General features: G+C 69.9%; 12 protein-coding genes. 7 read left to right on the plus strand and 5 right to left on the minus strand.

What is annotated here, in order from left to right; translation table 11 throughout:
- Nucleotides 1-28: 28 nt before the first annotated feature.
- The gene (locus ACN469_RS02370; RefSeq protein ID WP_498763721.1) at nucleotides 29-151 is read right to left on the minus strand and encodes a hypothetical protein; all 123 of its coding nucleotides are present in this window, start codon (nucleotides 149-151) and stop codon (nucleotides 29-31) included.
- A 108-nt stretch (nucleotides 152-259) separates the two neighbouring features.
- Nucleotides 260-1,633: a protoporphyrinogen oxidase gene (hemG, locus tag ACN469_RS02375; protein ID WP_498763723.1), complete on the minus strand. Its 1,374-nt coding sequence runs from the start codon at nucleotides 1,631-1,633 to the stop codon at nucleotides 260-262.
- 106 nt (nucleotides 1,634-1,739) lie between these two features.
- Here hemG and ACN469_RS02380 point away from each other — a divergent pair, with 106 nt between their 5' ends.
- Entirely contained in the window at nucleotides 1,740-2,429 is a 690-nt protein-coding gene (locus ACN469_RS02380; RefSeq protein ID WP_498763725.1) for an SDR family oxidoreductase, read from the plus strand.
- 14 nt (nucleotides 2,430-2,443) lie between these two features.
- Here the strand turns inward: ACN469_RS02380 and pdxH are convergent, their stop codons facing one another.
- Nucleotides 2,444-3,028: a pyridoxamine 5'-phosphate oxidase gene (gene pdxH, locus ACN469_RS02385; RefSeq protein ID WP_498763727.1), complete on the minus strand. Its 585-nt coding sequence runs from the start codon at nucleotides 3,026-3,028 to the stop codon at nucleotides 2,444-2,446.
- Nucleotides 3,029-3,105: 77 nt separating this feature from the next.
- Between pdxH and glgA the strand changes: the two genes are divergently transcribed.
- The 3 genes from glgA to ACN469_RS02400 are packed head-to-tail and all read left to right on the plus strand — an operon-like array spanning nucleotide 3,106 to nucleotide 5,983.
- Nucleotides 3,106-4,539, plus strand: a complete 1,434-nt coding sequence (glgA, locus tag ACN469_RS02390; RefSeq protein ID WP_498763729.1) for a glycogen synthase GlgA — start codon at nucleotides 3,106-3,108, stop codon at nucleotides 4,537-4,539.
- Between the two features lie 35 nt (nucleotides 4,540-4,574).
- Nucleotides 4,575-5,492 (plus strand): serine/threonine protein kinase, encoded by a 918-nt coding sequence (locus tag ACN469_RS02395; protein WP_498763731.1) that lies wholly within the window; start codon nucleotides 4,575-4,577, stop codon nucleotides 5,490-5,492.
- Nucleotides 5,492-5,983, plus strand: a complete 492-nt coding sequence (locus ACN469_RS02400; RefSeq protein WP_498763733.1) for an LEA type 2 family protein — start codon at nucleotides 5,492-5,494, stop codon at nucleotides 5,981-5,983. The genes ACN469_RS02395 and ACN469_RS02400 overlap by 1 nt, the downstream gene beginning before the upstream one ends.
- 72 nt (nucleotides 5,984-6,055) lie before the next feature.
- Here the strand turns inward: ACN469_RS02400 and ACN469_RS02405 are convergent, their stop codons facing one another.
- Nucleotides 6,056-7,399, minus strand: a complete 1,344-nt coding sequence (locus tag ACN469_RS02405; protein WP_498763734.1) for a hemolysin family protein — start codon at nucleotides 7,397-7,399, stop codon at nucleotides 6,056-6,058.
- Between the two features lie 54 nt (nucleotides 7,400-7,453).
- On the opposite strand from ACN469_RS02405, the gene ACN469_RS02410 reads away from it, so the two are divergent.
- Complete coding sequence (locus ACN469_RS02410; RefSeq protein WP_498763736.1) at nucleotides 7,454-8,239, plus strand: hypothetical protein; 786 nt, start codon at nucleotides 7,454-7,456, stop codon at nucleotides 8,237-8,239.
- Here ACN469_RS02410 and ACN469_RS02415 read toward each other — a convergent pair.
- Nucleotides 8,236-9,795 carry an LVIVD repeat-containing protein gene (locus ACN469_RS02415; RefSeq protein ID WP_498763738.1) on the minus strand — a complete coding sequence of 520 codons (1,560 nt, stop codon included), beginning with the start codon at nucleotides 9,793-9,795 and terminating at the stop codon, nucleotides 8,236-8,238. The genes ACN469_RS02410 and ACN469_RS02415 overlap by 4 nt on opposite strands.
- Nucleotides 9,796-10,050: 255 nt before the next feature.
- Here ACN469_RS02415 and ACN469_RS02420 point away from each other — a divergent pair, with 255 nt between their 5' ends.
- Both ACN469_RS02420 and ACN469_RS02425 read left to right on the plus strand, forming a co-directional pair.
- Complete coding sequence (locus ACN469_RS02420; protein ID WP_498763740.1) at nucleotides 10,051-11,046, plus strand: hypothetical protein; 996 nt, start codon at nucleotides 10,051-10,053, stop codon at nucleotides 11,044-11,046.
- Between the two features lie 58 nt (nucleotides 11,047-11,104).
- Nucleotides 11,105-12,100 (plus strand): WD40 repeat domain-containing protein, encoded by a 996-nt coding sequence (locus ACN469_RS02425; RefSeq protein ID WP_498763742.1) that lies wholly within the window; start codon nucleotides 11,105-11,107, stop codon nucleotides 12,098-12,100.

Below are 12,100 nucleotides of genomic sequence, written 5' to 3' on the forward strand. Positions count from 1 at the left end.
CCAGCGGGAGCCTACACCCTCGGAGTCCTCACCGCGCGGGCTGCTCCTCCAGCTCCACCTCGAAGGCGTCGACGAGGATGCTGCCCGCCAGGACGACGGGGAAGAGGACGATGGCCGCGAGGACGAGGAGGGGCGTGGGCAGGGTGAGCATTGCGGGCTCCTGAGTCTGGGCAGCATGCCTGCCCAGTCTGACGTGCCCCTGGCGCCGCGCTGGCCGCTCCTCGCTGGACAGTCGTTTCCCGGGGCCGAGCAGTCGCGCTCAGGGCCCCGCCGCCACGAGCGCGTCCGCGAGCAGCAGCCCGTTGCGGATGCAGTCGTTGAGCCCCACGCCCTTGTAGGCGTTGCCCGTCAGGTGGAGCCCGGGCCAGCGGACGAGCCCCTGGTCCACGGCGGCCATCCGCTCCAGGTGCCCCACCGTGTACTGGGGGATGCCCCGGGGCCAGCGGTAGACTTGCGTGAGCGACGGCGTCGCGGTGACACCGGCGAGCGCCTTCAGCTCCTCGCGCGCCAGGGCCACCAGCGCGGGCTCGTCCAGGCCCACCAGGTCCGGCCGCTTCGCGCCTCCCACCATGCAGGTGTACAGCACGCGGCCCGCCTCCACGCGGAAGGGGAACACGGTGGAGGCGTGGATGGAGCCGAGCAGGCGCCGCCCCTCGGCCGGAGGGACGAGGAAGCCGAAGCCGTCCGGTGCGGGTGTCGTCCCCGCGTCGAAGCCCAGGTGCACCACCGCAATCGGCGCGTACTCGATGCCGCCCACGCGCGCCGCCAGCTCCGCGTCCAGGGGATGCAACAGGCCCTTCGTCACGTATGCGGGCGCCGCCAGCACCACCTGACTCGCGTCCAGCTCCGCGCGCCGTCCCTGCTCGCTCACCGCCAGTCGCCACCCACCGTCCACGCGCGACAGCCCCTCCACCGTGGCGCCCACGCGCACGGCGTCCCCCAGCGAGGCGCCCAGTGTGTCGATGAGTGTCCCCAGCCCCCCCGCGAAGGTGCTCAGCGCGCCGCTCAGCTTCGGCGTCGAGCCCGCGGGCAGGGCCTTGCGCTGGGCGCGCTGCGCTTGAATGGCGCCGAGGATGAGGCTGCGATGCTCCCGCTCCAGCTTCACGAGCTGCGGAAACGTGGCGCCCACGCTCAGCCGCTCCACGTCTCCGGCGAAGATGCCCGTCTGCACCGCGTCCAGCAGCACCCGCGTCGCGGTGCGGCCCAGGTGTCGCCGGCCGAAGTCCGCCAGGGACTCGTCCACGCCCGTCGCCGCGCGGCCACTGAACAGCTCGCCGAGGACACGCAGCTTCGCGCCCAGGGGAAGGATGTCCGAGCCGAGGAACGCGGGCGGGGAGGCGGGCACCGAGCGCAGCCGGCCTCGCGTGTAGACATACCGTCGCTTCGCCGCGGGGTCCGCCGCGCGAATCTTGTCTTCCAGATTCAGCGCGGATGCCAGCTCTCGCGTGGCTGGCTCGCGGTCCAGGAAGCTGTTGGGGCCTGTCTCGAGGAGGAAGCCCTGTTGCTCACGGGTGCCCACAGCCCCGCCGAGCCGGGGAGCTGTCTCCAGGACAACGGCATCCCTACCGCGTGAGCGCAATCGCCAGGCGACGACCAGACCTGAAATCCCACCTCCTACGACGGCGACAGTCATCGGTTGTCCCTCCTGAATCAAATTTTCCGGTGACCAGCGTGCACTCAGTCCTCGTCAACATTCCGTGTTTTGCCAAGGACAACCATTCGGCGCGTTAATGAAGGGTATGCGCTACGTCATCACCGGAGCGAGCAGGGGCATTGGTTTCGAGTTCGTCCACCAACTCCTCGAGCGCGGCGACATCGTCGACGCCGGGGTGCGCACCGAGGAGGGACTTCAGCGGCTGGAGCCTTTGACACGCGGCAGTGCGGGGCGGCTGCGCATCCACGCGCTCGACGTGGCGGAGGAGAAGAGTGTCAGGGCCTTCGCCTCGGCGGTGAGCAAGGAGCCGGTGGACGTGCTCATCAACAACGCGGGAGTCCCGGGGTTGTGGTGCGCCCTGACGGACGTGGACTACGCGGACGTGGTGCGCACGTTCGCCGTCAACGCGCTGGGGCCGCTGCGTGTCACCAGCGCGCTGTTGCCCGCACTGCTGCGCGGCGTCGCGCGCAAGGTGGCGCACGTCACCTCTCGCATGGGCTCGCTGGCGGCGAACAACGAGGGCGGCGCGTATGCCTATCGGATGTCCAAGGTCGCGCTGAACATGGGCGTGCGCAACCTGTCCAATGACTTGCGCGGCCAGGGCATCGTCTCCGTGTTGCTCCACCCCGGCTGGGTGCAGACGGACATGGGCGGGCCGGATGCGCCGCTGCCACCGGGCGACTCGGTGCGCGGCATGCTGAACATCATCGACGGGCTGCGCGCCGAGCACAGCGGTCGCTTCTTCGACTACCAGGGTGAAGAGGTGCCCTGGTAGCCGACGCGGACGCGTCACGGGTACAGCATCTGCGCGTGCCAGCCATCCGGCTCGCGCAGGTACACGTGTCGGTCATGCAGGCGGCTGACGCGGGCGTGCCAGAACTCGATGCGGTCCGGCACCACGCGGAAGCCGGACCAGTGCGGAGGCCGGGGCACGTCCTTCCCGGCGTAGCGCTGCTCCACCTCCTCCACGCGCGTCTCCAGGTCGTCGCGCGCGCCGAGCCGCTGGCTCTGGAGGCTGGCCCACGCGCCCACCTGGCTGCCGCGCGCGCGGCTCTTGAAGTACGCGTCCGCCTCCTCGTCGGAGACGACCTCCACGCGGCCCTCCACCCGGACCTGCTCGTCCAGCGGCTGCCAGTAGAAGCACAGCGCGGCGAAGGGGTGGGCGAGCAGCTCGCGGCCCTTGCGGCTCTCGTGGTTGGTGAAGAACACGAAGCCGCGCGTGTCGAAGTCCTTGAGCAGCACGACGCGCGCGCTGGGGCGGCCGTCGGGGCCCACGGTGGCCACCACCACCGCGTTGGGGTCCACCGGGACGACCTTCTTGGCTCGCTCGAAGAGGTCCGAGAATCGCTGGATGGGGTCGGGAGGTATCAGCACGGGCGCAACATAAGGGACGGGGGAAGGGCGCGCACGTTCGCGGTTGACTCATCCCGTGCAACCGTCATGGTTGTCACATGAAGATTCTCTTCATCTCCTCGGAGGTGGCGCCGTTCTCCAAGACGGGAGGCCTGGGAGACGTGGCGGGGGCGCTGCCCGTCGCGCTCGCCGCGTTGGGCCATGACGTCAAGGTCGTCACCCCGCGCTACCGCGACTTGAGGGACGCCGGGCGGCTGTCGCCCACGGGGCAGTCGCTCCAGCTTCGCTTCCCCTTCGGAGAGCAGGGTGGCCCCATCCTCTCCGCGCGGGTGTCGGAGCGGCTGGAGGTCCTCTTCCTGGAGAACGAGCTCTTCTTCGGCAACCGCCACGGCCTGTACGGCGACGCGTGGGGCGAGTTCGGCGACAACCCGCGGCGCTTCGCCTATCTGTCCGTGGGCGCGCTCCAGGCCGCCCAGCGGTTGGGGTTCGCGCCGGACATCATCCACGCCAACGACTGGCAGACGGGGCTCGTCCCGGTGGCGCTGCGGCGCGGCTTCCAGTCCACCGCGCTGGCGCGCGCGAAGAGCGTGTTCACCATCCACAACCTCGCGTACCAGGGCCAGTTCCCCAAGGACGTGATGGCGGACCTCGGCTTGCCGTGGGACTTGTTCTCCTCCGAGGGGGGCCTCGAGTTCTACGACACCGTCAACCTGCTCAAGGGCGGCCTCGTCTTCGCCGACGCGCTCACCACGGTGTCGCCCACGTACGCGCGTGAAATCCAGACGCCCGAGCAGGGCTACGGCCTGGACGGCCTCTTGCGCCGCCGCGCGCACCGGCTGCACGGCATCCTCAACGGCGTGGACACCGACGAGTGGAACCCGGCCACGGACCCGTTCCTCCCCGCGCGCTTCAGCCCCCGGGAGCTGGGGGGCAAGGCGGTGTGCAAGCGCGAGCTGCTCCAGCGCTTCGGGCTGCCGGAGGGTGACGCGCCGGTGTTCGCCATCGTCAGCCGGCTGGCGTGGCAGAAGGGCATGGACCTGCTGCTGGAGGCCCTGCCCTCCGCGCTCCAGGCGGACATCCGCTTCGTGGGCGTGGGCAGCGGCGAGGGCCCGCTGGAAGAGGGGATGCGCGCGTTGCAGGCCCGTTACCCGAAGCAGGTGTCCGTGCAGCTGGGCTTCGACCCGGCGCTGTCACATCTGGTGGAGGCGGGGGCGGACTTCTTCCTGATGCCCAGCCGGTATGAGCCGTGCGGCCTGAATCAGATGTACTCCCTGCGTTACGGGACGGTGCCCATCGTCCGGGCCACGGGCGGGCTGGTGGACACCGTGGAGGGCGGGCTGGACGGCAACGGCATCCTCTTCGAGGCCTTCCACCGGACCGCGCTCCTGGCCGCCTTCCGCAGGGCCCTCTCCCTCTACGCGGACCCGCCCCGGCTCGCGGATTTCCGGCGTCGTGGCATGGAGAAGGACTTTTCCTGGGATGCGTCCGCCACCCGGTACGACGCCCTGTATTCAGGGCTCGTTGCTGATTAATGGGTGCGGATGGAAAATCGCAGTAGGCTTGTGCCGTGGCGGAAGCTCCGGACCTGGGTGGTTATGAGGTAGTCGGCCGGTTGGCTGTCGGCGGCATGGCGGAGGTGTACCAGGCGAAAGCCCGGTCCACGACGCAACGCTCGCCGGGCGAGCCGGACGAAGTCGTCATCAAACGACTGCATCCGTCGTTTCGCAGCGACACGGCCTATGTGAAGGCCTTCGTCGACGAGGCGAAGCTGACGGTGCGCTTGAGACATGCGCACATCGTCCGGACGTTCCGCTTGTTCAAGGCGGGGCCGGACTACCTGATGGTGCAGGAGCTCGTGAGTGGCCGGACGCTCGGCTACATGCAGGAGCTGTTGATAAAGGCCGGCGCGGCGATGCCGCCCGAGTCCGCCTGCTACATCGCCTGGTGCATGCTCAAGGCGCTCGACTACATCCACCGGGCGAAGGTGGGGGAGAACGGCGCCACCATCGTCCACCGCGACGTGAATCCGGCCAACGTGCTGCTGGGCATCAACGGCGACGTGAAGGTGACGGACTTCGGCGTGGCGGAGGTCGAGGGGATGATGCGCGGCGACGCGGGTGCGCTGCGCGGCACGCTGCCGTACATGAGCCCCGAGCAGGTGCTGGGGCAGGCGGTGGATGCGCGCACGGACCTGTACGCGGTGGGCATCATCCTGTGGGAGCTGTTCGCCAGCCGGCGGCTGCACACCGGGGACAACGAGTCGGACTTGATGCACCGGGTGCGCGACGGGCGGGTGCCGCTCTTGTCGTCGGTGACGTCGGACCTGCCGGACTACGCGGTGCAGGTGGTGCGCAAGGCGCTGTTCGCGGACCGGGTGCGGCGCTTCCAGACGGCGGCGGAGTTCATCAAGGCGCTGGAGGCGCTGTCCCGTCGCGCGGGCTGGCCCCTCACGGTGGAGGCGCTCCAGCCCCTGCTGGGTGGCTGATGCGCGCCTGTCGCGAGCTGCTGGCGGTGCTGATGGGGGCCGCCCTCGTGGGCTCGGGGTGCCTGGGCGCGGTGCCCTTCCAGCCGCGCGCGTATGACGACGCGGTGCGAGTCGAGTCGCTGAACGTGGACTTCCACGCGGACGGCTCGGGCGTGCTCGACGTGGGGCTCCAGGTGAAGAACCCGTCGTCGTCGGACACGGCCACGCTCACCTCGGTGGACTTCGAGCTGTGGGTGGACGGGCGGCGCGTCGCCACGGGGCAGCAGCACGTGGACGCGGCGCTGCCTCCCGAGGGCCAGGCTCCGCTGCGCGTGCTCTTCCCGCTGGCCGCCGAGCGTGTCATCGCCGTCACCGGAGAGGCGGCGGTGCCGGTGCGCGTGCGCGGTGGGGTGGTGCTGCGCTTCGGTCGCACCGAGCGACGCGCGGCCTTCCGGGTGCAGGGCTCGCAGAAGCTGACGCACGTGCCGCCGCTCGAGGGCGCGGTCGACTGACGTGAATGGGGCTCGTCGCGGCGCTGGTGCCCGCGCCGCTGTCAGGCGCGAGGCGACCGAGAGCCGTGCCGCTCAGGACTTGGCGGCGGTGGACTCCGAGCGAGGCTCCTTGGGGCGGGGGTCCTTGCCGGGTGTGGCGGTCTTGATTCGGGACATGCGCACGCGGTCGATGCGGGCGCCTTCCTTGTTGGAGACGACGAACTGCCAGCCGTTGTAGGTGAAGCGCTCGCCCACGTCGGGCAGGTGTCCCGCCAGCGATGACAGGTAGCCGCCCAGCGTGTCGAAGTCGCCCTCGGGCAGCGGGAAGCCGAAGGCCTGGGTGAAGCGGTCCACCTCCATGGCGGCGTCCACCATGAAGCTGCCGTCGGCCATCTTCTCCACCTGCTTCTCCTCCACCTCGAACTCGTCGCCGATGTCGCCGACGATTTCGCGAAGGATGTCCTCCAGCGTGACGATTCCCATGAAGCCGCCGTACTCGTCGACGACGATGGCCATGTGAATCTTGCGCTTCTGCATGTCGCGCAGCAGGTCGCCGATGGGCTTCATCCACGGCACGAAGTGCGCGGGGCGGATGATGTCCTGGAGGACGATGAGCTCCGGGTGCTGGAGCAGCGGGATGATGTCGCGCGCGTGCAGCACGCCGATGATGTGGTCCACGTCGTCCCGGTACACGGGGATGCGCGAGTGGTTCTCCTCGGCGAGCAGCCGCAGCAAATCCTCGGAGGTGATGGTGCTGTCCACCGTGACGACCTCCGTGCGCGGCACCATGACGTCGCGGCAGCGCTTGTCGGACAGCTCGAAGATGGAGCGGATGAGCTGAGGCGCGCTCTTGTCGACCTCGTTCTTCGCGGCCTGCGCGGCCAGGAGCTTCTCCAGCTCCTCCAGCGGCGGAGGCGGGGGCTCGAAGCGCAGCGTGCGGCCGAACGTGCGGGCCACCAGGTTGAGCACGCCCAGCACGAAGCGCATGGGCGGATACAGCACCGCCACCAGCAGCGACACGACGCCGGACAGCCGCATCGCCCAACGCTCCGGGTTGGCGTTGGCGAGCCCGCGCATGGTGACTTCCATGAGGCTGGCCAGCACGCCGACGAAGAGCGCGCCCGCGGCGACGGTGGCCACCGGCAGCCAGGCGGCCTCGCCGTAGCGCGTCAGGTCCAGCATGCGCGGAGGAACGAAGGCGCCGATGGCGGCGGCGAGGAACCCGCTCAGCAGCGTGCCCAGGCGCAGCGCGGTGGCCGTGGCCTCACGCTCCGTCTTGTGGCGGAGGACGCGGCGGCTCGACGCGCCCGGATGCTGTTCGGCCAGCTCCTGGGCGCGCAGGTCGGAGGTTCCGTAAAGCGCGGACTCCGCCGCGGCGACCAGAGACCTGACGAAGCACAGCGCCAGGCAGGCGACCCAGAGGGCCCAGGTAGGCATAGAGGCCCGTTCTTAACCCGTGCTAAGGGTCCGTTCCACCCCGCTGGAGCCCCGATGCCCGCTCGCGTGTATTCCCTTGGAGCACTTCTGGCCCTCCTCGTCCCCGCCGTCGCTGGCGCGTGGCCGGTGGATCTGGTCCTACCCCTGGAGGCGGGCAAGGAGCGCATCCAGAAGCTGGCGGCCGTGGACTGGGTGGAGGTGGAGGACGCCTCCATCGCCAGCGTCGAGGTGCTCCCGGGCACGAATGAACTGTTGCTCAGCGGTCAGAAGGAAGGGCGCACGCTCCTCCTCCTGTTCGCGGAGGGGCGCTTCGCGGTGTGGCGCCTCACGGTGGGAAATCCGCCTCCCGAAGACGTCACGCCCAAGCTGGCCTCCGCGCGCAAGGCGTGTCCGGACCTGAAGGCCACGCAGGGCGCGGAGCGCGCGCTCACCGCCACGGTGAAGGACGCCGCGTGTCGCGCCGCGCTGTTGGAGGTGGTGCGCACGGACGCATATGTGGCGAGGGAGCTGGAGCTGACCTTCGAAGTGCCGGCGCTCCAGGAGCAGCTCGCCTCGATAGTCGCCGCGCTCCAGCCGCTGGGCCTGGCGGCGAGCTACAGCGGCGCGGGTCTGGTGGTGACGGGCACGACGAGCCGCGAGGACTGGCACCGGGCGCTGTGGGAGCTGTTCCGCCGCTCCGTGGGGCGCGTGCCGCTGGAGGACCGGGTGGAGCTGAAGGCCTCGGAGCCTCCCGCCGCCGTGAACGACGCCGGCCCCGCCGTCCAGGTGGAGCCGCCGGTGGAGGTGGAGATCCTCTCTCCACCCCCGAAGAAGGCGCCGCGCAAGAAGCGCGCGGACTAGGGCGTCGTCTCGCGCAGGATGATGAGTCCGCGCGACGAGTCCACCGTGTAGATGTAGCCGTCGCCCGGCACGCGGATGCCGAGGGCGCCGTCGTAGAAGCTCTCGCCCCGGCCCACGTCGTCCGGCCGGAAGGTGTTGTAGTGGGCGACTTCGCGCGGAGCCTCCGGAGTGGACACATCCAGCACGCGCACGCCCTCGTGGTACCAGGCGACGTAGAGCTTCGTCCCGGACAGCACCATGTTGTGGATGGAGATGTGTTCGCGCATCCGGTGCTCGCCGATGAGCTTCACGGAGGCCGGGTTCGTCACGTCGAGCACGCGCAGGTGCGCGCCCCAGTCCTCGCCGCCCTCGAAGGCGATGATGCGCTCGCCGTAGCGGGCGACGGCGCTCGCGTGGCTGGTGGAGTGCGCGTAGCGGTAGGAGCCGAGCTGCTTGGGCGCTCCGCCAGGCGTCAGGGCGCCGATGACGTAGCCGGCGCGCCAGAAGTTGACGTAGAGCCGCCCCTCGAAGGCGAACATGTCGTGCGGCCCGTAGGAACTCGCGGCGTCGAAGCCCGCGGCCTGGAAGGTGCCCGTCAGCTGCGGGGACAGGGGCTGGGTGACGTCGTAGAGGAGCACCTCGCCGGTGGGCGCGGGCGAGGCGGCGAACAGCGTGTTCTCGTTCACGAACACGGTGTGCACGTTGGTGCGGGAGCCGCCCGTCGCGAACGCCTCCACGGGATGGGCGGGGTCGGTCAGGTCGAAGACGATGACTCCGCGCACGCCGCTGGCCACGTAGAGCGCGTCGCCGTGGGACCAGACGCCGTTCCAGTACGTGTCATTGGTGCGCTGGATGTGCTCCGTCAGCACGGGCTGCCGTGGGTTGCTGACGTCGTAGACGAAGAGGCCGCCGCCGAGTGAGACGACATAGGCGTGCCCGTGGGTGACGTACACGTCGACGGGCAGGCCCGTGGTCACAGGCGTCTCCGACACCCGCTCCAGGCCGGAGGACTCCGGCTCGTCCGTGGGGACGGTGACCTTCTTCGCGTCGAAGGTTCCCTCGCCCTCCAATCGTCCGTTGAGGCACTCCACGAAGCAACCCTGCAGCCGTCCGGGCTCTGGAGACTGGCAGCCCAGGAACGAGCGGCGACGGACGCCGTTCGTGCCTTCCGTGCGCGAGGCGGAGAGGAAGATGTTGCCGCCAGCGACACCCACCAGGCGCGTGTCCAGGTTGAGTCCACCGGCGTACTGGGTGCCGGTGGGGGCCAGCCGCATGGACAGGGGCGCGAAGCTGTAGTTGTTTCCGTAGCGAGGGTTCCTCGCGCGGACGTGAAGGGTGTAGACGCCGTCCAGCTCCAGCGTCGCGAGCCCTCCGGGAGTGCAGCCGCTCGCGTCGAAGCTGCCCTGGCTTCCGCAGGCATTGGAGGCCGTGTCCACCTTGCATGCGGCGAAGGCGCCCGTGTCCTTCCAGTCGCCCTCGTCCGCGCTGTCCGAGGGGCCGGGCATCGGTGTCTGCTTGTCGTTGCTGCAGGCCGCCAGGGCCAGTGTCACCGCGGCCAGCGTCAACAGGGCACGCATGGAGCTCATCCTGAAGGGAGTGGGGTGTGTCCGCGTCGGAGGGACGCCGAGGTGTTCATATCGCGACGGCGGACTCTTCGCCTGTCGTGCGAATGGAGCGCGTGCCGGTGTGGGGCGGGTCGACGCCGGGGACGTTTCAGGGTGTGCCGTGAGGTGGCCGGCATGAGGTATGACGGCGCGAAGTTTCCGGACCGGCCGTGATGTGCGGGTGCGTCATGTCGCCGGAGTTTCCTGGAGGAGCCGATGCGGTTCTCGATGCGGTCGACTTCACTGGTGCTGGGCCTGACGCTGCTCACGCCGTTGGGGGCCAGCGCCCAGTTCGACGATGGTGAGGTGTCGCTCACCGCGCCCACCGAGCCGGAGCGGGGCTGTCCGAAGCGCCCGGACGTGGTGCCTTTCACGCCGCGCGCGCAGGTGGGCATGGAGGGCTCGGGCTGGCTGGTGCACCAGGCCATCATCCCCGAGTCGAAGGACACCTTCTTCACGGGGCGCGAGCGGGAGCGCTCCGGGCTGAAGCGGGTGCCGGAGGAGGAGGCACGGCGTTACGGTGCGCCGGACCCGACCATCCCGCTGTGGGTGTTCGGCAAGGCGGACGCGCCGGCCTGTCGCGCGGTGCCCGTCCACTGGTGGGCGGCGCGGATGGGGGCGACGGACGCGGACCGCAAGACGTTCCTCATGGCGGAGATTGAAGTGGACTGCGACGTGCTGCCGCCCGGGCGGCTGTCCGGCACGCCGGTGGCCCTGCGGCAGAAGGACGAGCCCACGGGGTGCAAGCTGCGCAGGCCCTCCGAGCGCGAGACGGGCAAGGACGGGGAGGGCCTGCCGTCCGACGTGATGGAGTTCATCCCCGTGCGCGACTGCGAGTCGCCGGAGTGCCTGCGGCTGTGGGAGCGCATCGGCACGAGCTGGGATGACAGCACCACGGTGGGCGACTTCACGGTGTCGTGGATGGAGCGCAAGGGGAAGAAGGACCCGTGCGACTGGCCCACCGAGGACCTCTCGCTGTTGCTCTACCGGCCGCCTGGCGCGCTCACTCCGGCGCTGTTGCGCAACGGTGGCAACCTCTTCTTCGGCGGGCTGCATGACAGCGCGGGGTTGAGGTTCGTGCTGAGTCGAGACCTGGGCTCGCTCTATGTGCACGACGCCTCGAAGCCGAAGGCCGCTCCGAAGGCGGTGCGTTATGGGAGTCCGACGGAGGAGGACCTCATCCTCACCAGGCGCACGCTGTCTCCGTGCAAGGTGAAGCGCTGAGGTCGATTTTCACGGGGCCTGTCAGGCCGTGGTGGCGCCGCCTTCGGTGAGCGCCATCATGGACTCTCGGTTCCAGGTCATCACTCCGGCCAATGCCTCGCGGTTGAAGCGGGTAGGTCAGCTGGGGCCCTCGCTCCAGTCGCACACGTGGGGTCAGCAGCTCGCCTTCGAGCCGGGGGGCGCCGCGCTCCTCTCGCGGAGCCACAACAGGGGACCGCTGCTGCGGTGGTGGGCCGTGGAGACGTCGTCAGCGGGGCCGCTGCATACCCACGAGCAGCAGCTCGAAGGGGGAGCGGCGATGCTGCTCGACGCCGAGCGCATCCTGGCCATAGGGCCCGCGAACCTCTCGCCCTCGGGGCTGTGGCGGCCGAGGCTGGTGACCCTCTCCACGAAGGATGGGGCGCTGGTGCGTGAGCACCACCTGACGCATGCGGTGACCCGGTTCGCCATGTCTCCGGGCGGAGAGCGGGCGCTGCTGATTCCGTTGGAAGGCGATGCGCCCCTGGTGTGGGACGTGAAGTCCTGGCGTCCCCACTGCGAACTCGCGCCGCTGGACACGGGCGTGTCCCTGACGGGGTGTGCGCTGTCTCAGGATGGACGCTTCGCGGCGGCGACCGTCACCCCGGACGACGCGCGGAAGGAGAACCTCTGGCTCTGGGACATCGCCGAAGGCGCGCGTCCCATGGCGCTGTCCATCGAGGCGCCGACGACGTGGAGCCTCGCCTTCCATCCGAAGGAGCCGCTTCTCGTCGTGGGTGGCATCACGGAGGCTGTCGCCGTGGTGCACGTGGGCGAGCATCGCCTGGTGAGGACGCTTCATGGCTTCAGCGGCTACGCGTGCAACCTGAGCTTTAATCCCCAGGGTGACCTGCTCGCGGCCTCACGTGACGGACGAGGCTTCGGTATCCATCGCTTCGATACGGGGGCTGAGCTGTTCCACAGCAGCGACGGCGATGACATGCAGACGAGCGATGCGCTCTTCTCTCCCGATGGCCGACTCGTGGCCTGGGGGCGGGGCGATGGCACCGTGGAGCTGTGGGCCGTGGCTGACTGA

The organism is Corallococcus terminator (assembly GCF_049194865.1).
Classification (GTDB): Bacteria; Myxococcota; Myxococcia; order Myxococcales; family Myxococcaceae; genus Myxococcus; species Myxococcus terminator_A.

Coding starts and splice junctions, on each gene's coding strand:
- ACN469_RS02380 (WP_498763725.1), top strand. CDS start 1,740: ATGCGCTACGTCATCACCGGAGCGAGCAGGGGCATTGGTTTCGAGTTC.
- ACN469_RS02425 (WP_498763742.1), top strand. CDS start 11,105: ATGGACTCTCGGTTCCAGGTCATCACTCCGGCCAATGCCTCGCGGTTG.
- ACN469_RS02420 (WP_498763740.1), top strand. CDS start 10,051: ATGCGGTCGACTTCACTGGTGCTGGGCCTGACGCTGCTCACGCCGTTG.
- ACN469_RS02410 (WP_498763736.1), top strand. CDS start 7,454: ATGCCCGCTCGCGTGTATTCCCTTGGAGCACTTCTGGCCCTCCTCGTC.
- ACN469_RS02405 (WP_498763734.1), bottom strand. CDS start 7,399: ATGCCTACCTGGGCCCTCTGGGTCGCCTGCCTGGCGCTGTGCTTCGTC.
- glgA (WP_498763729.1), top strand. CDS start 3,106: ATGAAGATTCTCTTCATCTCCTCGGAGGTGGCGCCGTTCTCCAAGACG.
- hemG (WP_498763723.1), bottom strand. CDS start 1,633: ATGACTGTCGCCGTCGTAGGAGGTGGGATTTCAGGTCTGGTCGTCGCC.
- ACN469_RS02370 (WP_498763721.1), bottom strand. CDS start 151: ATGCTCACCCTGCCCACGCCCCTCCTCGTCCTCGCGGCCATCGTCCTC.
- ACN469_RS02415 (WP_498763738.1), bottom strand. CDS start 9,795: ATGCGTGCCCTGTTGACGCTGGCCGCGGTGACACTGGCCCTGGCGGCC.
- ACN469_RS02400 (WP_498763733.1), top strand. CDS start 5,492: ATGCGCGCCTGTCGCGAGCTGCTGGCGGTGCTGATGGGGGCCGCCCTC.